The organism is Bordetella petrii, assembly GCF_020991325.1.
Taxonomy (GTDB): domain Bacteria; phylum Pseudomonadota; class Gammaproteobacteria; order Burkholderiales; family Burkholderiaceae_B; genus Bordetella_A; species Bordetella_A petrii_E.
This window is the reverse complement of record NZ_JAJMLX010000011.1, coordinates 1-20,161: the sequence shown is the minus strand read 5'-3', so window position 1 is coordinate 20,161 and position 20,161 is coordinate 1. Positions and strand designations below refer to the sequence as shown.

Sequence of the window (20,161 nt, the reverse complement as noted above, 5' to 3'; positions counted from 1 at the left end):
CGGGGCCAGATGCACCGGGGGAAATTGCTATGCGCATAGGTTTTATCGGTCTGGGGCAAATGGGGTTTCCCATGTTCCAGAACCTGTCCCGCAAATTGCCCGGCGCAGAAGTGCTGGGTTATGACAAGTCGGCCGCCCGGATGGCCCAGTTGCGCGAAAACGGGCAGGCAGCCGGACTGGCGCCAGGGCAGGACGCGCTGGCGGGCCTGGATGTGCTGATCACCATGCTGCCCAACGGAGCCGCCGTGCGCGCATGCCTGTTAGGCGAGCAGGGCGGCACACCCCTGGGCCGACGGCTTGCCGCAGGCGCCACCGTCATCGACATGAGCAGCAGCTCGCCCATGGATACCCGCCAGCTGGCGCGCGAACTGGGCGAAACGGGCATCAATCTGGTGGATGCGCCGGTGTCCGGCAGTGTGCCCAAGGCGCGCGACGGCACTCTGGCCATCATGGCGGGGGGCGAAGACGCAGTCATCGAGCGCATGCGGCCGCTGTTCCTGGCGATGGGCGCCAAACTGATCAAGACCGGGGCGGTGGGATCCGCCCACGGCATGAAGGCGCTTAACAACTACGTGTATGCGGCCGGCCTGCTGGCCATGAGCGAAGCCTTGCTGCTGGGTAAAAGCATGGACCTGGACCTGGGCGTGCTTATCGACGTGATGAATGTTTCCAGCGGCCGCAATGTCGCCACCGAAACCAAGGCCAGGCAGCACATGCTGAACGGCGGGGATTTCAAGGCTGGATTCGGCCTGCATCTCATGGCCAAAGACCTGGGCATTGCCGCGGGCCTGCGAGAACAGGCCGGCTTCAATCCGCCGCAACTGGCGCTGTGCCAGGAACTGTGGCAGCACGCCTGCACGCAGTTGCCCGTCGACGCCGACAACACCGAAATCTACCGCTACCTGGCCGCCCGCCTGGGCGCCGCGCTGTAAGCGCCCGCGCCGGTTTCCGCCATTACCTACAAGGACCTTCGCATGGATATCCAGATACGCAAGAAAGCACTCACCATCGAAACGCTGTACAGCGACGGCGGGCCGGCGGCCGGTACGCCGCTGCTCAGCGCCGTTGCCTATGCGGTGGTGAAGAACCCTTACGCTGGCCGTTACGAGCCCGACCTGGTCCCTTTCATGAAGGCGCTGCGCGACGTGGGGTTCGACCTGGCATCACAGCTGGCCCAGGCGTTGGGCAAGGACAAGGTCGAGGCCTACGGCAAGGCGGCCATCGTGGGCCTGGACGGAGAAGCCGAGCATGGCGCCGTGTGGCACGAGGCCGGCGGCTGGGCCATGCGTGAAGTGCTGGGCAACCCCAAGGCCATGGTGCCGGCCTCGCAGGTCACTGCGGCGGCGGGTTTTCGCCTGATCATGCCTCTGCACTACATTCACGCGTCGTACGTGCGCAGCCATTTCAATTCCATCGAGGTCGGCGCCGTGGATGCGCCGCGCGCCGACGAAGTGATGTTTGCGCTGGGCATGGCCACCGGCGGGCGCGTGCATTCGCGCCTGGGCGGCCTGCTGAAAGAAGAAGTCAGCGCCAACGACGGCCAGCGCTGACACGAGGGTCAGGCTGGAACCCGGAGGCGCGCCAGTGGCACATGCTGCTGGCAGCCGTACACATCGCGGTCGGCCAGGTCGCCGGAACTGACCGGACGTTTGATGGTTATCTTGAATGCCCGGGCCGCATCGAAAGGTGTGCAGACCAGCACATCTTGCTGCGCGATCGAGAATGCCCTGGCGACATTTTCCACGTTGACGACACCACTGCGCTTTACGTGCAGATAGGGCTCGTCCCGGTCGAACATAATGTCGAAGGTCAGGTCGAATGGGCCTGAGTTCTTGCTGCGTACCACTTTCGCGTAGTCCGTCATGGGTCTGGTCTGATTGGCCATGTGCGTCAATTCCGGATGGTTTCGTAGTGAATGGGGAAGCACTCGGTGCCGTCCGCTACCGGCATCAGGTGATATATCGAGAACCGGAACGCCGGCCCGACCGGAATGCCGAAGGGCGAGAACGGGTAGGCCATATTGCCCGCGGTCGTCAATATGCCCGGATAATCCGCATGCTGCAGCACGCCCCGCGTGAACATGGCGACGGCGGTCGCGGTATCCTGGTCGGGGGCCACGGCGTCGATGACCAGGCCGATCTCCTTGGGCACGTGGCCCGTATCGGGTTCCAGGTCTCCCATTACGCCGTTCTTCCCATAGTTCCGGAACAGCAGGTTGATGCCGTTGGCGCTCATGCCGAAGCGTTCTTCCGCGCGTTCGCGGGCATGCTGCAGAACATCGTCCAGGTGGTGGATCATCACGGCGTCGCGTATTCCAACCACGACGATGCTGCGGTATCCCACTTGTTCCGCCGCTTCCAGCTTTACCCGGTAGTTCTGGTCGGCGATGTAACTGCTGCCTCGCACGCGTACGATGCGGTCCTCCGCTTGTTCAAATGTGGAGTGCGTCAGGTCATTGATGCCGCCAGGGCCGGCCTGCAGGAACGGATCGGTGCGTTCATACAAAGAGTGTCCGGCCACCGATACCGTGGTGCAGCGGCTTGCGGCATTACCGGGCTCCACCTCGAAATGATCTTCGCGTACGCGGCCGATCATGGGCTCGCCCAGGTCGTACGGCACGGCCGACAGGCCGGCGCATTCCAGGATCTTGCCGCAGTGCAAAGACAGGCCGGGGTCGAAGCCGCGCAGGATCGGAAATGCGGCGAATACCGCGTCGTCGCAGGCGCGCCCGGCGATGATCACTTCCGCGCCGGCTTCCAGTGCCTTCATGAAGGGTTCCACGCCCATCTGTGCCATGACGGGGCCCGCCGCATCCACCATCTGCTCAGTCAGGATGCTTTCGGGGCCCAGGGGTTCGACAGGCCCGGCGGCGATCTTGCGTTTCAGATAAGCCTTGTCGATTTCGGCACCGATCACCGCCATCTTGAACGACAGCTTCTGCTCGGCGGCGACTTCATGGACCAGCTTGACCATTTGCTGCAGCGTGGCATTGGATCCGTTCGTGATGGCCGAGCCGATCAGCAGCGGAATTTTTGCTGCCCGGGCGGCCGCCAACATGACGGCCAGATCGCGGCGGTAGGCCGACAAGGGCAGAAAGGGCTTGTCGGCGCCATGATAGTAGGGCCCCATGTCGGTTGACCCGGCATCCTGGCCGATGAAATCCGGGCTGGCCTGCATGGCACGCTTGAAAGATTCCAGGTTATAGCCGCTGCCCATCGATCCTGATGGGGCAACGCCGATGATTTGCTTCATTCTTGCCTTCCTAGAGATAAACGCCAACAGGCGGAGATGACTTAATTCGAGGCCAGGCTTGCCTTGCGGGCCAGATCGGCCCAGCGCTTTCCATCCTGATCCATCATGTTCCGGAAGGCCTGGACAGAGCCGCCCTTGATTTCCATGTTGTTGTCGGCCATCAGTTTCTGGAAGCCGGGCTCGGCCAGGATGCGGTCGACGATCTCGGCAAGGCGGCCTATCCGGTCCGGCGGGGTGTCCTTGGGCGCCATCAGGCCGATCCAGACAGAGGCCTGCATTTCGGGGTAGCCCAATTCCGCGAACGTGGGCACATCAGGCAATGACGGCAGGCGTGATTGGGCCGCAACCGCAAGCGGCCGCACCCGGCCTGACGCCACCATGGGTTTTGCCGAGCCGACAAACGTGAACAACAAGGGCACCTGTCCTCCCGCCAGGTCCTGCAGGGCGGGCGCGGCGCCCCGGTAGGGGACATGGCTGAACTGGGTTTGCATCTGCTGGGCCAGCAGTTCGAGCGCCAGGTGGGAAATGCTGCCCGTGCCGCTGGATGCGAACTGCAGGGCGCCCTTGCCGGCTTTTACCGCTTGCACAACGTCGCCAAAAGTCTTGTAAGGCGATTGGGAACTGGCATACAGGACGGCGGTTTGATCCACCAGATGCACGATAGGCACCAGGTCGGTCTTCGGATCGTAGGCCATGTCTTTGTAAACCAGGGGGGCGATAGTGACCTGGCCGTTGCTGGCCAACAGCAGGGTATTGCCGTCGGCTGGGGATTTCACGACCCGGCCGGCGCCTATCAACCCGCCCGCGCCTCCCACATTCTCAAGAATCAGCGCTTGCCCCGTGCTCTGTTCGAACTGTTGCGACAGCGGCCGGCCTATGGTGTCCAGCGAACCGCCGGCCGGGTAGGGAACGATCATGGTTACTGGCCTATCGGGAAAAGACGAGGCCAGGCTTGATGCGGGTAGCAGCAAGCAGGACAGGACTGATGCAGCCAAGTACCGACGCGAGTCTGTGATGCCGAATTTCATGATCAACCCCTTGTCTGTGTCCAGGTGCCGAAGACACCTGGCAGCCGTTGCTACGACTGCAGGGGATTCTAGGAAGCTTGGCAAAAACTGTCGTATGCCGTTATGGAAAATTTCCATAACACGACGTTAATACCCGCGCCGATGCTGGCTTGGCGGATAGGCCCATGAAAACGGGATTAGCGTAATCCCGTATAAACCGGGGCCGTCTGGCTAGGCGGCCGGAACCAGGAATGGGTGTTCCAAGGCTTGCAGCGTATCGACGAACGCCTGCGCCATTGATGACAAGGGCTCGTGACGTGAATAGCCGACACGTACCTGGAGATCGATCGTGGGCGTCAGTTCGCGCACGGTAAGTTCGGGCCAGGCGGCGCCGATCTGCGCCTGCTCGTCTATCAGTGCGATGCCCAGGCCCTGCTGCGCCATGGCGCAGGCCACATGTGTCTGCTTCACTTCAGCTACCCACCGTTGCGCAACGCGAGCGCCGTCGCACAGCCGGCCAATGGCATGGGCCAGCGGCGTGTCGGCGCTATATCCGATGACGCGTTCACCTTCCAGATCCGAAACCCGCAAGCGCTTGCGGCTGGCCAGCTTGTGCCCGGGCGGCAGTGCCGCCACCACGCGGTTTCGAAAGAGCTTGTGTATCTGTATGCGCGGGTGCTGCACCGGCACAATGGCCACGGCAACATCGACGCGTTGCGTCAATACCGCGTCGAGCAGCGGATCGGCAAGCATTCCTTCCAGCACGATGTGCACATCTGGAAAACGCCGGGCAAATGACGAGAGTGCCAGCGGCATCAAGGCGTAGGCCAGGCTGGGGCTGCAGGCCAGCCGCAGTACTCCCCCCGTCTGGTTGGCCATGTCGCCTGCCAGGCTGTTGATGCGCTGTACGCTTTGGTACAGCACCTCGACTTCGTTGAAAAGCCTCTGCGCTTCGGGCGTGGGGTGCAGCCTGCCTCGCAGGCGCTGGAACAGGGCGAAACCCAGCCGTTGTTCCGTGTAAGAGATAAGCCGGCTGACGGCGGGCTGGGACACATGCAGCAGCTGTGCGGCCCCGTTGACCGAGCCAGCCAGCATGACGGCGCGAAAGACTTCGATCTGGCGTAGGTTCATGTCTGTCTGCCTCGAAAGCGCGGATTCAGCCGGCCAGGGATTCCCGGCCGGGCACTGCTATCGGGATGCATGACCTGGTCCTCGCCGAATCGCGCGCGGTCGCCCGCCTGGAACCGGCTGGCCTTTACCAGCTGTTCCACGATGACACCTTCGTAGTAGCCGCCAGGGGTGTCCGGCGCCGCCAGCACGCGCACGGGTATCCAGCGTTCCGTGGAGTGCGCCACCAGGCGCACGACCTGGCCGACGGCCGGTGCCGCCGCGCCCGGCATGCGGTGGCTGTCTGCGTGCCCCACGGTGACACGGAATTCCGTGGGGCCGTGCAGCACGAAGGCGCCCCGTATTTCCAGTTCCAGAGCTTGCATCTGCTCTACGGCCGCTTCAAGCTCGCGTTCCGCGCAGCCTTGCAGGCGGGCCGCCGCGGCAGGCGCCTGGTTATCGATAAGCACGGCCCGCGCGGCGGCGCGCGTAGGGGCGGCAATGCCCAGCAAACGGGCGATCAGGTCAAACTGGTAAGCGGTCATGCTGATAGAACCGATTGATAGGGCCCGCTGGGCCACAAGAAATTACTGTATGGACATACAGTATATCCATCCCTAGAATCACTTCCAATACGGCCCGGAATGTCGCGCTTCCCGGCCGTGCAACGTGTCCGGGGGGCGGCAATGAGCGATTCCATGGCCGAATGGCGGCAGGGCGATGATTACTACTGGGCCGGCGCGCCCGGCTGGACAATCTGCCGGGTGTGGCTTGACGGCGCCTACCGGTACGAACTGTGGCACACCCGGCAGGGCGTGGCTTGCCTGGTAGGTTCCCGGGCTTCCATGCAAGGCACCATCGCATTGTATGAACAAGAACAGGGGCGCTTGCGCTAAAGTGCGGTGTGCTATTTCGCAAGGTGCTGATCATGTTTCGAACGGTTCTGGCGTGTGGTGCGCTTGTTCTGGCGGCGGGCTGCTCGGGGCCCACGATCAACGCGGCATCGGTGCCGCCGGCTGGCCCTTCGGCCGTGCTGGATCCAGCCCTGGCCGCGCCGGGCCCGCAGCGCGGCACGGTGCGCATCGCGCGAGACTCCGGCGCCTGGAACAGCGGCAAGACCGTCCGCATCTACCTGGACGGCCGGCATGTGGCCAACGGCGAATCCAACCGCAGGGTCGACCTGCACGTGCCGGTTGGCGCGCACAATCTTGGTGTCCAGGTCGATGAAGCCGGCCAGCCCATTCACTATCAAGACGTGAATGTCCAGGCGGGCGAGACTTACGACTTCGGCATCTCGGCGTCCGCGTTTGGCGGCGAATGGGAGTTCATGCGCTTGAAATAAGCAGCGCCGTGCGTGGACAGGGCGGGCCGCTACCGCGCCGTGCGACAATCCCCTGCACGCGCCTCACTTCCCTTTTCATGCCCGACTCCTCGCCCGCATCCATCGCTTCCGTTCGCGTCGCCATCATCGGCGCCGGCCCCGCCGGCCTGATGGCGGCAGAAACCCTGGCGCGGCAGGGCATTGCGGCCGATGTGTACGACGGCATGCCGTCCGCGGGGCGCAAGTTCCTGCTGGCCGGCCGTGGCGGGCTGAACCTGACGCACAGCGAACCGGCCGAACGCTTCCGCCAACGCTATGGCGACCGCAGCAACGCCGTGGCGGGCTGGCTGCGGCACCTGGATGCCCAGGCCCTGTGCGACTGGGCCCACGGCCTGGGCATAGATACATTCGTCGGCTCGTCGGGCCGCGTGTTCCCGCGCGAAATGAAGGCCGCGCCGCTATTGCGGGCGTGGCTGTCGCGGCTGCGCGCCGCGGGCGTGCGCTTTCACATGCGCCATCGCTGGACGGGCTGGGCTGCGGACGAGACGGCCGGCCCGCGGGCGCTGCACTTCAATACGCCGCATGGCGCGCTGACCGTGAGCGCCGACGCCGCCATCCTGGCGCTGGGCGGCGCCAGCTGGGCCAGGCTGGGGTCAGACGGCGCCTGGGCCGCCGGCCTGCACGCCCATGGGGTAGACGTGGCGCCCCTGCGGCCGGCCAATTGCGGCTTCGAGGCCGACTGGAGCCCTCATCTGCGCGAGCGCTGCGCTGGCATGCCCGTGAAATCGGTGGCCATGGCGTTGGACAACAACGGTGTGCCCGGCACCTGGCGGCGCGGCGAGTTCATGCTGACTGAATCCGGTATCGAAGGCGGCCTGGTGTATGCCTTGTCGGCCGGGCTGCGCGACGCCATCGACGCGCATGGCGCGGCGCAGGCCTGGATCGACCTGTTGCCCGATCTTTCCGCCGAGCGCGTGCTGGCCCAGGTGTCCCACCCGCGGGGCGCGCGCTCCATGGCCAGCCATCTGCAAAGCCGGCTGGGCCTCAGGGGCCCCAAGGCGGTGCTGTTGCGCGAATGCGCGGAGACGCAGGCCTGGCAGGATCCGGCGCTGCTGGCGGCCCGCATCAAGGGGCTGCCGCTGCGCCTGCTGCGCGCGCGTCCCATCGACGAAGCCATCAGCAGCGCCGGCGGGGTGCGGCTGGAAGCGGCCGACGCCGCCCTGATGCTCAATGGCATGCCGGGCGTTTTCTGCGCGGGCGAAATGCTGGACTGGGAAGCCCCCACCGGCGGTTACCTGCTGACGGCCTGCATGGCCAGCGGGGTGGTGGCGGGGGAAGGGGTGCGACGCTTGCTCGCCCCCTGACCGGCCTTGCTTCAGTACTGATAGCGCATCGTCAGCATGGCGCTGCGGCCCTCGCCCCACGCGCCCTGGTTGTAGAAACCGATCTGGCTGTAGTACTTGCGGTCGAACACGTTGTCGATGTTCAACTGCGCCGACAGGCTGCGGTTGAACTGGTAGCGCGCCATCAGGTTGGTAATGGCATAGCTGCCCTGGCTGACGCGTTCTTCGCCGTTCGGCCCGGTGGCATCGGTATACACGTGGCTTTGCCAGTTCACGCCGCCGCCCACCGTCAGCTTGCTCCAGTCGCCCGGCAGCCGGTAAGTGGTGAACAACCGCACCAGGCTGCGCGGCTGGTTGGTCTGGATGGCGGCGCCGTCGCCGTCGCGGCCCGTCCAGTGCGACCAGCCCGCGGCCATGTTCCAGCCGGGGGTGATCTCGCCCGATACTTCCAGATCGAAGCCGCGGGTGCGCGTGCCCTGGGCGGCGCGGTAGGCCTGGTTGGGCGTGCCCGGCACGAAGTAGCCGTTGTCGGGCTGCGCTACGTTGTCCTGCTCTACCTGGAATACGGCGGCGCTGGCGTTCAGCTTGCCGTCCAGCCATTCGCCTTTCAGGCCGGCCTCGTACGATTTCCCCTCTAGCGGGTCCAGCCAGCCGCCGTTGCGGTCCTGGTAGGCCTGCGGGTTGAAGATCTCGGTGTAGCTGGCGTAGGCCGTATAGTTTTCGTTCAAGTCGAACAGCAGGCCGGCGTACGGCGTGAAGGCGTTCTTGTCGAAGTTGTAGCCGTTGGTGCCGCCCCAGCCCACCGCGTCGGTTTTCCAAGTGCTGTAGCGGCCGCCCACGATCAGCTTCAGCGGATCGGCCAGGTTCAAGCGCAGCGCGCTGTACACGCCGGCCTGCTTGGTGGTGTAACGCGACGCGGTGGCGGCGTTGCTGTCCCACTCGGGTTCGGGATACGAGCCATCCCAGTCGAAGAAGTTGCCCACCGGGCTAGAGGTAAGCGCGCCGTGGTAATCGAAGTGCGCGTACTGGCGGCTGGCGCTGGCCCCCACCACCAGTTCGTGGCGGCGGCCGAATAGCGTGAACGGGCCGGAGGCTTTCACGTCGAAGCTGTTTTGCTTGCGGTCGCCTATGTACCAGGCCGGTGACGAGCCCATGCCGAGGCCGGTGTTGCGGTCGGGCCAGCCGGTCAGGTACAGCAGCTTGCCGTCCATTTCGTGCTTGCTGTGGCTGGCCACCGCCACCACGCGCCAGCCGCTGTCGAAACGGTGCTCCAGCTGCGCGAATGCGCCTTGCGTGGTGCTGGCCCATGACGTCCAGTCGGCGCCGGTATTCAGCGAACGCTTCCAGTCGGTGCGCCCGCCATCCGCGTACCACAGCGGGAACCCGCCCCAGCTGCTGCCCTGGGGGTCGTTATCCTGGTAATTGAAGCCCACGCTCAGCGTCGTGCGCGAGGTCAGGTCGGCATCCACCACACCGTAGAAGACTTTTTTCTCGTTCTGGTAGTGGTCCAGGTACGAATGGTTCTTCTGGTAGGCCGCCACGATGCGGCCGCGCACGGTGCCGCTGGCATTGAAGGGGGTTTGCAGGTCGGCGGTGGCGCGATAGGTGTCGTGCGTGCCGGCGCCCACGCTCAGGTCGGCCGTGAACTCGCGTGCCGTGGCGTGCTTGCGCACCAGATTGATCGACGCGGATGGGTCCCCCGCGCCCGTCATCAGGCCGGTGGCACCGCGCACTACTTCCACGCGGTCGTAGATGATGGGGTCTACCGATGATTCCCCGGCGGCATAGCCTGTTTCGAACGAGGTAGGGATGCCGTCGTACATGTAGTTGGTAATCGGGAACCCCCGCGAGCTGAACGTATAGCGCTCGGCGTCGTAATTCTGCACAGAGATGCCGGGCGTGCTGCTCATCACGTCCACCAGCGAGCGCATGTTCTGGTCTTCGATACGCTGGCGCGTTACCACCGTGACCGACTGCGGCGTTTCGCGCAGCGACAGTGTCAGGCCCGTGCCGGCGTCCGTGGCGCGCGGCGTGTAGCTGGCGGTGCCTTCCGTAGTGGTCAGGGGCGTGCTGTCGCCCACTACCTCTACCGACGACAGGGTAGGCACGCTGGCGTCCTGGGCCGCGGCGCCCGAGGCCAGGGCCATCAGCACAACGGCGCTGACGGGGCGCAGTACGAAGCGCGGGCGCGGGCTCGCCGACCCCCCGGATTTACTGACCTGCATGGATTTCCACTCCCTTGTTTTTTGATTCAGGATGGGAGTATAAATCGAAACGATTCTGATCTGCGTTTGATTGAAAGCAGATTCTGCGTAGTTGGGGCGGCCGGTACGTACAGGGCGCTCTTGACCGGATCGGCCGCTGGGGCCGCCCAGAGGAAGCCCCAGCCTCGCCACCCGATCAGGCCTTGGCCTGCAGCGTGTGATACCCGAGCGCCTTGCGCGCTTCGCCCAGCGTGCTTCCCTGCGCGATCTGGTCCCGGATGCGCGATTCGGCGTCTTCGATCTTGCGGGCAAGGTCCGCCACTTCACGGGCCCGCGCGCGGGGAACGACGACGACGCCGTTGGCGTCCGCCACCACAATGTCCCGGGCCGCGACGCGCACGGATCCAATGCCAACCACTGTATTGACTGACTCTACCTGCACCCGGTCTTTCCCTGTCCTCATGAAGCGCCCGGCGGTGAACAAGGGGTAGTTGTCTTTCAAGGCTTTGTTCACATCCCGGCATACCCCATCTATGACGGTACCTGCGATGCCGCGCAATCCGGCGTACTGCGTCATGATGTCGCCCCAGACGGTGCAGTCCAGGCGGCCGTCGTTGTCGATCACGATCACGTCACCCGGCGCCACCTCGTCGATGAAATCGCCAACCGTGCCGGGCGGGGTGCTGGCCGGCACGTACTTCACGGTGAATGCAGGCCCGACCACGACGGTCGTGTAATCGGCCAGCGGCATGATGCCCAGTGCCTGGCCGTGCAGGCCAAGCTTGTCCATGGCGTCGGAAACGCCGGGGGTGTCCAGCCCTTTGAACAGGGCGATCAATTCCTGGTCTGCGGCGCTGGCTTTCAGTGGATTAGCCATGATGGTTTCCTGATGTCGGGTTCGAATGGAAGATGTCTTGTGCCATGTCTGCCCATGCCTGGCGTTAGGGCGCCCTGCCGGTCTTGATGGCCTCGAATTCCTTGTCGTGCATCACTTCAGCCACCGGCCGGCCAGTGCGCACAGCGGTAACCATGCCGTCCTGCCGCGCGGCAATGCGCTCGCCCAGATCCAGTACATCTTCAATGCGCGCCGCGGGTATAAACACCGTGCCGCAACGATCGGCAATGACGTAATCATCTTCATGGACGGTGACGCCCGCCATCTGCACGGGCTTGCCCGAATCGACCTGGATGACGCGGTTGCGCGCGCTGATCATGGTGACGCCACGCCCGTATACCGGGTATCCCACGGACTCGCTGCCGTCGATATCGCGGCTCAGCCCGTCGATGATCGAGCCGCGGACTCTCTTGGCGATTGCCGCATTGGCCAGGATGTCGCCCCAGCAGGAAACCCCTTCGATGCCGCCGGCGATCACCAGGATGCGGTCGTCGGCAACCACCGCGTCTATGACGGGTGAAATGAGGTGCACGGTGGGTTTGACGTTCGTTTTGGGGCCCAGCTGGATGGTGGATGCGCGGCCGACGATCTTCGGGCAGTCCCACAAGGGGCGCAGGCCATAGGTTGCGCCGGGTAAATCCAGAAAGTCCAGAGCGTCGGACACGGTGTTGGTGTCCAGCGAAGCCAGGCGGTCCAGCAGTGAAATTGCGGCGGGCATGTGCAGATCTCCGTGAAAGCACGGAAATCATTGCCTGCGAGTATTGATATGTAAAATACTATTCATCTATGGCTGTGATACGAATTTTGGAATAAAACCGGCATGGCGGATTGGCGCTGCCAGCAGCCGGCGGGGACGCAAAATGAGCAATATCGATTTCAGGCTGGTCCGGCAGCTATGGATGTTCCTGGCCGTGGCCGAAGAGCAGCATTTCGGCCGTGCCGCCACGCGGCTGGCCATGTCGCAGCCGCCGCTTACCGAGCAGATCAAGGTGCTGGAGAACGCGCTGGGGCTAAGGCTGTTCGAACGTTCCCGGCGCGGCACGAAGCTCAGCCCGGCGGGGGCCGCAATATTGCCGGCTGTGCGCCAGTTCGCCGTGCAGGTAGAACATCTTGAACGCGTGGTGCGCGAGGTGGCGGCCGGCCACACCGGGGTACTGCACGTGGGGGCGATTACGTCCGCCATGCTGGATACGGTGCCTCCGCTGCTGACTCATCTGCGGCAGGCCTATCCGCAAGTGACGGTATTCGTGCGGGAAATCGACAGCGTCGAGGCCATTCCCGGGCTGCAGGCCGGCGAACTGGACCTGGCGTTCGTGCGGCTGGATGGCGAAGTCGGCCATGGCATCCAGACGATTCCCATGGCGGAAGACCGCCTGGCGGTCGCCTTGCCGAAGGAACATCCCCTGGCCGCGCAGCCTCGGGTGCGATTGAAATCCCTGGCGGCGGAGCAGTTGGTCATGTCGTCCAGGCAGGTCAGCCCGGTGTATTTCGACATGCTTGCCAATGTTTGCAGAACCCATGGATTCGCCCCCCGCGTGCTGCACGAGGTGCGTTCGGTCACGTCCCAGATCGCTTATGTCAGTTGCGGGCAGGGGGTTGCGTTGGTGCCGGCATCCACGCGCAAACTGGCGCCCGATAACGTGGTCATACGGCCCCTGTACGAGCGTGTCATTGTGGTGGTGGCCGCGGCAGCATGGAATATCAATCGGCATCATCCCCTGGTGGATGCCGCGGTGGCCTGGCTGCGTACGCATCGGCCAGGCAAGATCCGCGGCGGGCGAACCAGCCCCCAGGCGGCATAGTTGGCTGGCTAACCCAGCTGGAAAGTCTGGCCGAAATCGCATGCGTCCTGAGCCAGCCTGATGATGGAGGACACCAGGTTGCTGGGACGGTCTGCCTTGCAAATGGCGGCGTAGGGTGCCAGCGGCAGCGCGGGGCTGACCACCAGGGTTTGTAATGCCCCTGATTTCACCATCGGGGCCAGACATTTCCTGGGCAGGTAGCTGACGCCCATGCCTGACACGGTCAGGCCTATCAGCGCGATGAGGCTGCTGCTCATCAAGGTATTAGGGGTTTCCACGCCGATCGAGCGCAGCCACCGGCTGTACAACTGGCCAGGCCCCGAGCGGTTGTCCTGCGTCAGCAGGCGGTATTCGGCCAGTTCGCGCATCCGCAGCCGATTGCGACGCCCCAGCAGGCCAGGTTTGCACATCCAGGCATGCTCGACAGTGCCCAGGGGTTTGGACACGAAGCGCTGGTCATTGAACATGTCGGGGGCAATGACCAGGTCCACTTCATCGGCCAGCAGCTTGTCGCGCAGGATGGCGCTGGCATCCACGTGAGGCTCGATGACGACCCTGGGGTAGCCGGCCTGGATTGTGCTGACCAGGCGGGGCAGCCAGGTCATTGCGGTAAGTTCCGTTACGCCGATTCGCACATGCCGCTCCAGCACTTCCGGGCTTTGGAACTGCTCGACGCCCGCGTCCCGCTGTTCCAGCAGGCGCCTTGCCAGCAAGAACATTTCTTCGCCCTTTTCCGTCAACCGGGCCGAGCGCATCGAACGGTCGAACAAGGGCGTGTCGAACAACGCCTCGAGTTCATGCACACGCTTCGATACCGCCGATTGAGACGTATGCAGCCGGTTCGCGGCCTGGGCGAAGCCGCCCAGCTGCACTACCCAGAAGACGGCTTCCAACTGTTTGAACGTGACCATGGCGTAATCTCGGTGGCCTGGAAAGCATACTGAAAAGAGATATATATGGATTCCAATTTATCGCTTTTTTTATATTAATCCGGATCCCACAATTCTCCTGACTGCAGCTGCTGCGCGATCGGTGCAATGGCTCACTGTGCTGACGGAGACTTGCTTCATGTTGTTGACGGACGAAGAAACGCGGATGCTGAGCGGGGACAAAGGCCTCGCGGTCAAGAAAGCCATGGAAATCCTGGTGGCGCTGGGTGAAGGATTCGGCGCCAGGCGGCTGGTGCCGGTCAACAACGTGCATATGGCCGGCTCGTCCGTACTGGTGGCCGAAGAGGCAGGCACGCGGTTCGTGGAAGATATCCGTGCGCAAGGCGGCACCTTCGTGACACGGGTAACCACCAATCCCACCGCGGTGGATCCCACACAATGGCGAGAGATAGGCATCCCCGAATCGGACAGCGTGCTGCAAACCCGCCTGACGGATGCCTACGCCGGCATGGGCGCCAACACCTGCAATACCTGTATTCCCTACCTGGTGGGTAACAGCCCCCGCTTCGGCGAGCATCTGGCCTGGGGCGAGTCGTCGGCGGTGGTGTACGCGAATTCCGTCTGTGGCGCCCGTACCAACCGCGAAGGAGGGCCCAGCGGCCTGGCGTCGGCGCTGACGGGACGCACGCCCGAATATGGCTTTCACTTGAAGGAAAACCGCTACGGAAAATTCCTGATCAAGGTTGAAACGCCGCTCAATGACATGACGGACTACGGCACGTTGGGTTGTTTCGCGGGGAAAATCGCCGGACAGGACACCCCTGTGTTCACCGGCGTTCCCTCCACCCCCACCCTGGAGGAGCTGAAGGCGCTCAGCGCCGCGCTGGCCTCTTCGGGCGCGGTCAGCATGTTCCACGCCGTCGGTGTCACGCCAGAAGCGCCCACTCTGGAAGATGCTTTCGGCGGCCAGCAGCCCGAAAAAGTACTGGTGTTCGACCTGGCCGAGAAACAGAAAACCGAGGCGTTCCTGAACAAAGAACAATCAGACCACGTGGATTGGATCCTGGTTGGATGCCCGAATGCCTCGGTGCAAGAAATACGCGAGGTGGCCGAGGCGCTGCAGGGCAGGAAAGTGCACGACGGCGTGGCGCTGTGGGTGACCACGGCTGGCTCGATGTACGCCATGGCCGAGCGCATGGGTTATATCAAGGCCATCGAAGAAGCCGGAGGCATCGTGGTGCGGGAAACCTGTCCGTTCTTGGCACGCAGCCGGGTCATCGCACCCAACAAGGGCTACCGCACCCTGACCACCAATTCGGCCAAGATGGCTTTTTATGCGCCGGGGCAGTTCGGGCTGCCCACGCACTACGGCAATCTGGGGCGCGTCATGCAGGCCGCCGTGGACGGGGTCTGGAGATGACCATGACGACAAGCACATTCACCCTGAAAGGCCGCAAGATCGTCACAGGAAAGGCCAGCGGCGTGGCCATCGTCACGAAAGAGGCCATCAGTTTCAACGGCGGCGTGGACAACATGACCGGCGTTGTCACTGAACCCGGGCATGAGCTGCAAGGGCGCAACATCGCCGGCAAGGTACTGGTGTTCTCGACCGGCAAGGGTTCGACAGGCGGTTCATACAAGATTTACGACATGGTGTCGCGAGGTACGGCGCCCGTGGCATTCGTCCAGGCCGTTCCCGAAGCCATCACCACCATAGGCGCCATCATCGGAAACATCCCGGTGGTTGCCTCGCTGGACAAGGATCCCACTGTCGCGATCGTAGACGGCGACTTGATCGAGCTGGATGCCGATGCGGGCACCGTCAGCGTGACGCGCACCGTCCAACCTTAAACCGCCAGGCTACGTGCCGTCCGGGCCCCGGGGAGGGGGCCCGCAACCGGAGCGGTTCCCGATTTTCTTGGCAGTACTCCTTGGCAGGACAAGGGGCCGGGCGGCCTGTGGACAAATGCTGGCCGGTCCCTGGATGAAAACCCAACAACTCTTCAAATTTCCAGGAGACAGACGTGATTCAACATTGCCGTTTTTCCATTTCCCTGGCGGCTTGCCTGATGGCTGTAGGTGGTTCCGCACAGGCGCAGGACTGGCCGGCCGGGAAGGAAATATCCATGGTCGTGCCGTTTGCCCCGGGCGGCAGCACCGACGCCAGCGCGCGCCTGCTGGCGGCAAAGCTTGCCACCGAGCTCGGGCAGCAGGTCGTCGTCGAAAACCGTGCCGGCGCCGGCGGCAACATAGGATCGGCCTACGTGTCCAAGGCAACACCGGATGGCTACACGATCCTGTTCGCCACCAGCACCATGGCCACCAATGTCTCGCTGTACAAGAACATGGGGTTCGACCTGCGCAAGGACCTGGTACCGGTCTCGCAGTTTGCCCAGATCCCGAACGTGCTTACCGTCAACAGCAGCCAGCCTGCCAAGACATTGCAAGAGTTCGTCGCCTACGTACAGAAGAACAAGGGCAAAGTGAACTACGGTTCCGCCGGCAGCGGTTCGGCGTCGCATCTGTCAGGCGCGCTGTTCAGCAGCATGGCGCAGGGCGATATGGTTCATGTGGCATATAAAGGGGGCGCGCCCGCCAATACGGATCTGATCGGCGGCCAGATCCAGGCGGTGTTTTCCCCCTTGGTGGAAGTCTTGCCTTTTCTGGAAAGCGGCAAGCTCCGCGGGCTGGGGGTGACCACGGCGCAGCGCTCGTCCAGGCTGCCCGACGTGCCAGCCATCAACGAGGTATTGCCCGGTTTCGAAGTGACGCTTTGGAATGGCGTGTTCGTGCCGTCGAACACCCCGCCGGCGGTCGTGGACAAGCTGGCCGCCGCCATCCACAAGGTGGCCACGGATCCCGCCGTGCGCAAGACCCTGGCGGAACAGGGATCCACGCCCATCAGCAATACGCCGGCCGAGTTCAAGCAGATTGTTGACCAGGAAATCGGCAAGTGGGGCAAGCTGGTGCAGATCTCGGGCGCGCGCGTAGATTGATGCGGGCGGCAGGCCTCGTTACTTGCCGCGCGTTTGTTGCGGCGTTTCGCCGAATGCCTGGCGGTAAGCCCGTGAAAACTCGCCCAGGTGGGCGAACCCCAGGCCGCTTGCGATGTCACTGACGCGCCGCGCATTGCGGGGCTGCGACAAGGCCTGCCGGGCCGCTTGCAGGCGCTGCATGCGCAGCCATTGCAATGGCGATTGTCCGCATTCGTCCTGGAACAAGGCTTGCAGGCGCCTGACCGACAGGCCGCAATGGCTGGCCACCATGGCCACCGGCAGGCGGTCGCCCAGGTGCTCAAGCATATAGGCTTGCGCGCGGCGCAAGGCCTGGGGGGCAGAGGGTGGCGGCGCCGGCCACAGTTGCGCCGCCATACTGTGCGGCTGGTGCAGCAGCAGGGTGGTGGCCACCAGCATTTCGGTCTGGGCCAGCAAGGCCGCCTGGCCGGCGTTCCGGCCCGCGTCCAGGCCCGAGCACCGCACCACCCATTGCAGCATGGGTAGCAACGCCTGCCAGCCCGCCGTATACAAGGGAATGACCGCATCGAAACAGATGTCGGGCGCCTGTTCCTGGGCCGTCAGGCGGTGCCAGGCGCTGGCGATGGCCGCGCGGTCCAGGCGCAGCAGAATCTGTTCGTAGTCGTGGCTGACCTTGAAGTGGAACCGCCTGTCGGGGCTGATGAGGAAGGCCTTGTTCGGGGCAACTTCGATGCGGTGCCCGTCGAAATGGAACTCCGCCCGCCCCTGGGTGGGCAGCACCAGCAGGTAATAGCCGTCAAGGCACTGGCAATCAGGGTCGATGCTGATGTCCGCCCCATACCCATGCCTGAGCTTGATCAGCGACAGGTCTCCGCAAGGGAGAAGATCCAGCCGGCTGTGCAGGATGCGTCCGTGTTCGACTTGCAGCCGGTACGAATTGAGTATCTGGCCTATTTGCTGCCGCGCCTCATCGGGGTCGGCGGTGTCCACGATCCGATGTTGTTCGAATGGCACTTGGGCAAACAGGGCGGCGATCATCTGATTTCACATGTGCGGGGTGCCTTCGATATTACCGGGCAATTGCCGCGGCGCAAAAGAAAAAAGCGTTTTTCCGATACCCGACGGCGCAAAACCGATAGACCATCCGGCGTGCAGGCATGACCATGACGCGCTGCGCATGTCCGCCATTCATGTCTATTTCGGCCTGTACCCGTCCCGGTGCGCCACGGCCGAACGCACTTCTGGGTGTATCAATGCAGAACCAATCGAAGTTGTCGAATCGTGCGTATCGCCGCCTGTTTACGGATACCCCAGCGCCTGCCCGGGGTTCTGCCGAGCTGACGCTGAACTATGCAAGCCGATTACTGCTGGCAGCATGGTGCTCGGCGGGTACGGTTGCCCATGCCCAGCAGCAGAACCTGAACTGTACCGTGCAGGGTAGCCTGGTATGCGACAACAGCGCGGGCCAGACCGTGAATTCATCGGTGCTCCTGATCGACGGCGACGGTTCATACAATCTCGACGTTACCAATAACGCGGCCCTGGAACTGACCCCCGGTTCCGATGCCATCGGCGTCGAAGTCATCAGCCAGGGGCCGGACGGCACCGACGACTATTTCAATGGGAGCGCGAGTTTCGACACGACGCTCACCAACAACGGCAGCGTATTCCTTACGTTGACCGGCACCGCGAACGAAATGGGCATAGGCGTGCGCGCCGCGAGCCGTGGCGGGGTAGGCTATACGCCTGACCACGACGACGATGGCGGGCCCGGGGGCAATAGCGGCCAGGCGATTCTGACAAACAACGCGGCTGTGACGATGGCGCAAGGGGCCAATGGCAACTACTCGGCCGGCATCCTGGGTGTCTATGCCGAGGCCGCGGGCGGCAACGGCGGCGCCGCCCATCACCATGCCATCGATCACTACGGCGGCAACGGCGGCACGGCGGGCACGGTCACGCTGAACAACAATGCTGACGTTGCCCTGGGGGCCAGCGGCGCGCGGCTGACGGGCAGCGTCAGGGCCTGGGGGGTGGCGGCCGAAAGCGTGGGCGGCGAGGGCGGCAAATTCGCGAAAGGCCAAGAAACGGGCTCGGTCGGCGGCGAAGGGGGGAGCGCGAGTGGCGTGACCCTGAACAACCTGGGCAATGTACAGATCTATTGGAATAATCCCGCTACCGAAACGACCTCGGAAGGCGTAGTTGGTATCATCGCGCGCAGTATCGGCGGCGTGGGCGGGGAAAGCGAGTACACCTACGACTCGGGCGGCAACGGCGGCAATGCTGGGTCGGTACAGATCAATGTGGGGCCCGCACAAGGTGCCACCAACCCGGCGCACGCCTCGGTGATCGTCGACAGTGCGCAAGCCCCCAGCGGAACCAGCGCCGGGGTATTCGGTATTTCCAGAGGAGGGGTCGGCGGCGAGCAGTCGACCCATGGTGGCAGCGGCGGCCAGGGCGGCAACGCGGGTTCGGTCACCATCCAGCTGAACAACACATCGGTCCAGTCCACCGGCGACAACGTCGCCGGCGTGATCGCGTTTTCACGCGGGGCCGACGGCGGCGCCGGCGACAACTCCGACGACAGCACCGATGGCGGCAATGGCGGGAAGGCCGGCAATGTGTCGATCGCGCTGGATTATTCTGGTAGCCCATCGACACAGGCTTCCTCGGTGACGACCAATGGATCGTACGGCTACGGCCTGCTGGCACAAAGCGTGGGCGGATTCGGCGGCCCGGGCACCGCGCAGGGCGGCACCGGCCAGGACGCGGGCACGGCGTTCGCCACGACGCTGACTTATTCGTCCATCACGACAACGGGCGACTATGCCGCCGGCATCGTGACGCAATCCATCGGCGGCGGCGGTGGAATCGGCACCGACTTCACCGACGGCCTGGCCGGCGCGGGCGGCAATGGCGGCAACGGCGGGTCCGGCACGAATTCGACGATTTCCACCTCGGGCACCATCAGCACGAACGGCCTGCATGCCTATGGCCTGCTGGCACAGTCGATCGGCGGCAGCGGCGGCACCGGAGGCGTCGGCAAGGGGCTGATCCTGGCACTGGGCGGCGACGGCGGCGCCGGCGGAAGCGGGGGTACGGTGTCGATCGACAACGCGGGCACGGTCACTACCAATGGCTACGCGTCGACAGGCATGGCGGGCCAGTCGATCGGAGGTGGCGGCGGCGCGGCGGGATCGGCCACCGGCCTGTTTGCCATCGGCGGATCGGTGTTCGACTCGCAGAACAACGGCGGCGGCACGGTCACCCTGACCAATACCGGCGTGGTGGCTACCCAGGGCGACGCGGCCATCGGCCTGCTGGGGCAATCGATCGGCGGCGGCGGCGGCAGCGCGGCCTCGGCG

Annotated in this window: 20 protein-coding genes; 10 read left to right on the top strand and 10 right to left on the bottom strand. The window is 64.2% G+C overall.

Annotated features, from left to right (window positions below; genetic code table 11):
• Nucleotides 1-23: 23 nt before the first annotated feature.
• Nucleotides 24-932: an NAD(P)-dependent oxidoreductase gene (locus LPZ50_RS02540; RefSeq protein WP_230657225.1), complete on the top strand. Its 909-nt coding sequence runs from the start codon at nucleotides 24-26 to the stop codon at nucleotides 930-932.
• A gap of 42 nt (nucleotides 933-974) precedes the next feature.
• Entirely contained in the window at nucleotides 975-1,550 is a 576-nt protein-coding gene (locus LPZ50_RS02535) for an amino acid synthesis family protein (protein WP_230657200.1), read from the top strand.
• An 8-nt stretch (nucleotides 1,551-1,558) separates the two neighbouring features.
• Here the strand turns inward: LPZ50_RS02535 and LPZ50_RS02530 are convergent, their stop codons facing one another.
• The 5 genes from LPZ50_RS02530 to LPZ50_RS02510 form a co-directional block, all read right to left on the bottom strand.
• Nucleotides 1,559-1,885 carry a DUF4387 domain-containing protein gene (locus LPZ50_RS02530; protein WP_230657198.1) on the bottom strand — a complete coding sequence of 109 codons (327 nt, stop codon included), beginning with the start codon at nucleotides 1,883-1,885 and terminating at the stop codon, nucleotides 1,559-1,561.
• Nucleotides 1,886-1,890: 5 nt separating this feature from the next.
• Entirely contained in the window at nucleotides 1,891-3,252 is a 1,362-nt protein-coding gene (locus LPZ50_RS02525; RefSeq protein ID WP_230657196.1) for an acyclic terpene utilization AtuA family protein, read from the bottom strand.
• Nucleotides 3,253-3,293: 41 nt separating this feature from the next.
• Nucleotides 3,294-4,169 (bottom strand): Bug family tripartite tricarboxylate transporter substrate binding protein, encoded by an 876-nt coding sequence (locus LPZ50_RS02520; protein ID WP_230657194.1) that lies wholly within the window; start codon nucleotides 4,167-4,169, stop codon nucleotides 3,294-3,296.
• Between the two features lie 321 nt (nucleotides 4,170-4,490).
• Nucleotides 4,491-5,390, bottom strand: coding sequence for a LysR family transcriptional regulator (locus LPZ50_RS02515; RefSeq protein ID WP_230657192.1), 900 nt, complete (start codon nucleotides 5,388-5,390; stop codon nucleotides 4,491-4,493).
• Complete coding sequence (locus LPZ50_RS02510) at nucleotides 5,387-5,911, bottom strand: alpha/beta hydrolase (protein WP_230657188.1); 525 nt, start codon at nucleotides 5,909-5,911, stop codon at nucleotides 5,387-5,389. Before LPZ50_RS02510 ends, LPZ50_RS02515 begins: the two co-directional genes overlap by 4 nt.
• A gap of 141 nt (nucleotides 5,912-6,052) precedes the next feature.
• On the opposite strand from LPZ50_RS02510, the gene LPZ50_RS02505 reads away from it, so the two are divergent.
• The 3 genes from LPZ50_RS02505 (at nucleotide 6,053) to LPZ50_RS02495 (ending at nucleotide 8,051) form a co-directional block, all read left to right on the top strand.
• Nucleotides 6,053-6,262, top strand: a complete 210-nt coding sequence (locus LPZ50_RS02505) for a hypothetical protein (RefSeq protein WP_230657186.1) — start codon at nucleotides 6,053-6,055, stop codon at nucleotides 6,260-6,262.
• 32 nt (nucleotides 6,263-6,294) lie between these two features.
• Nucleotides 6,295-6,708 (top strand): hypothetical protein, encoded by a 414-nt coding sequence (locus tag LPZ50_RS02500; protein WP_230657185.1) that lies wholly within the window; start codon nucleotides 6,295-6,297, stop codon nucleotides 6,706-6,708.
• A 77-nt stretch (nucleotides 6,709-6,785) separates the two neighbouring features.
• Nucleotides 6,786-8,051 (top strand): TIGR03862 family flavoprotein, encoded by a 1,266-nt coding sequence (locus LPZ50_RS02495; RefSeq protein WP_268903159.1) that lies wholly within the window; start codon nucleotides 6,786-6,788, stop codon nucleotides 8,049-8,051.
• 11 nt (nucleotides 8,052-8,062) lie between these two features.
• Here the strand turns inward: LPZ50_RS02495 and fhuE are convergent, their stop codons facing one another.
• From fhuE to LPZ50_RS02480, 3 genes are all read right to left on the bottom strand, one after another.
• Nucleotides 8,063-10,255 carry a ferric-rhodotorulic acid/ferric-coprogen receptor FhuE gene (gene fhuE / locus LPZ50_RS02490; protein ID WP_230657183.1) on the bottom strand — a complete coding sequence of 731 codons (2,193 nt, stop codon included), beginning with the start codon at nucleotides 10,253-10,255 and terminating at the stop codon, nucleotides 8,063-8,065.
• Nucleotides 10,256-10,430: 175 nt separating this feature from the next.
• The gene (locus LPZ50_RS02485; RefSeq protein ID WP_230657180.1) at nucleotides 10,431-11,111 is read right to left on the bottom strand and encodes an RraA family protein; all 681 of its coding nucleotides are present in this window, start codon (nucleotides 11,109-11,111) and stop codon (nucleotides 10,431-10,433) included.
• Nucleotides 11,112-11,175: 64 nt separating this feature from the next.
• A complete protein-coding gene (locus tag LPZ50_RS02480) occupies nucleotides 11,176-11,847 on the bottom strand; it encodes an RraA family protein (RefSeq protein WP_230657178.1) in 672 nt (223 codons plus the stop codon).
• A gap of 142 nt (nucleotides 11,848-11,989) precedes the next feature.
• Here LPZ50_RS02480 and LPZ50_RS02475 point away from each other — a divergent pair, with 142 nt between their 5' ends.
• Nucleotides 11,990-12,931: a LysR substrate-binding domain-containing protein gene (locus LPZ50_RS02475; protein WP_230657176.1), complete on the top strand. Its 942-nt coding sequence runs from the start codon at nucleotides 11,990-11,992 to the stop codon at nucleotides 12,929-12,931.
• Between the two features lie 8 nt (nucleotides 12,932-12,939).
• Here LPZ50_RS02475 and LPZ50_RS02470 read toward each other — a convergent pair whose 3' ends face one another.
• Nucleotides 12,940-13,842 (bottom strand): LysR family transcriptional regulator, encoded by a 903-nt coding sequence (locus tag LPZ50_RS02470; RefSeq protein ID WP_230657175.1) that lies wholly within the window; start codon nucleotides 13,840-13,842, stop codon nucleotides 12,940-12,942.
• A 157-nt stretch (nucleotides 13,843-13,999) separates the two neighbouring features.
• On the opposite strand from LPZ50_RS02470, the gene LPZ50_RS02465 reads away from it, so the two are divergent.
• From LPZ50_RS02465 to LPZ50_RS02455, 3 genes are all read left to right on the top strand, one after another.
• Complete coding sequence (locus LPZ50_RS02465; RefSeq protein WP_230657173.1) at nucleotides 14,000-15,241, top strand: aconitase X; 1,242 nt, start codon at nucleotides 14,000-14,002, stop codon at nucleotides 15,239-15,241.
• 2 nt (nucleotides 15,242-15,243) lie between these two features.
• A complete protein-coding gene (locus LPZ50_RS02460; protein WP_230657171.1) occupies nucleotides 15,244-15,672 on the top strand; it encodes an aconitase X swivel domain-containing protein in 429 nt (142 codons plus the stop codon).
• Nucleotides 15,673-15,947: 275 nt separating this feature from the next.
• Complete coding sequence (locus LPZ50_RS02455) at nucleotides 15,948-16,817, top strand: tripartite tricarboxylate transporter substrate binding protein (protein ID WP_230657169.1); 870 nt, start codon at nucleotides 15,948-15,950, stop codon at nucleotides 16,815-16,817.
• An 18-nt stretch (nucleotides 16,818-16,835) separates the two neighbouring features.
• On the opposite strand, the gene LPZ50_RS02450 is transcribed toward LPZ50_RS02455, so the two are convergent.
• Nucleotides 16,836-17,834, bottom strand: coding sequence for an AraC family transcriptional regulator (locus tag LPZ50_RS02450; protein WP_230657167.1), 999 nt, complete (start codon nucleotides 17,832-17,834; stop codon nucleotides 16,836-16,838).
• Between the two features lie 215 nt (nucleotides 17,835-18,049).
• Between LPZ50_RS02450 and LPZ50_RS02445 the strand changes: the two genes are divergently transcribed.
• Nucleotides 18,050-20,161: beta strand repeat-containing protein (locus LPZ50_RS02445; RefSeq protein WP_419195556.1), on the top strand; the 2,112-nt coding region annotated here is incomplete at its 3' end.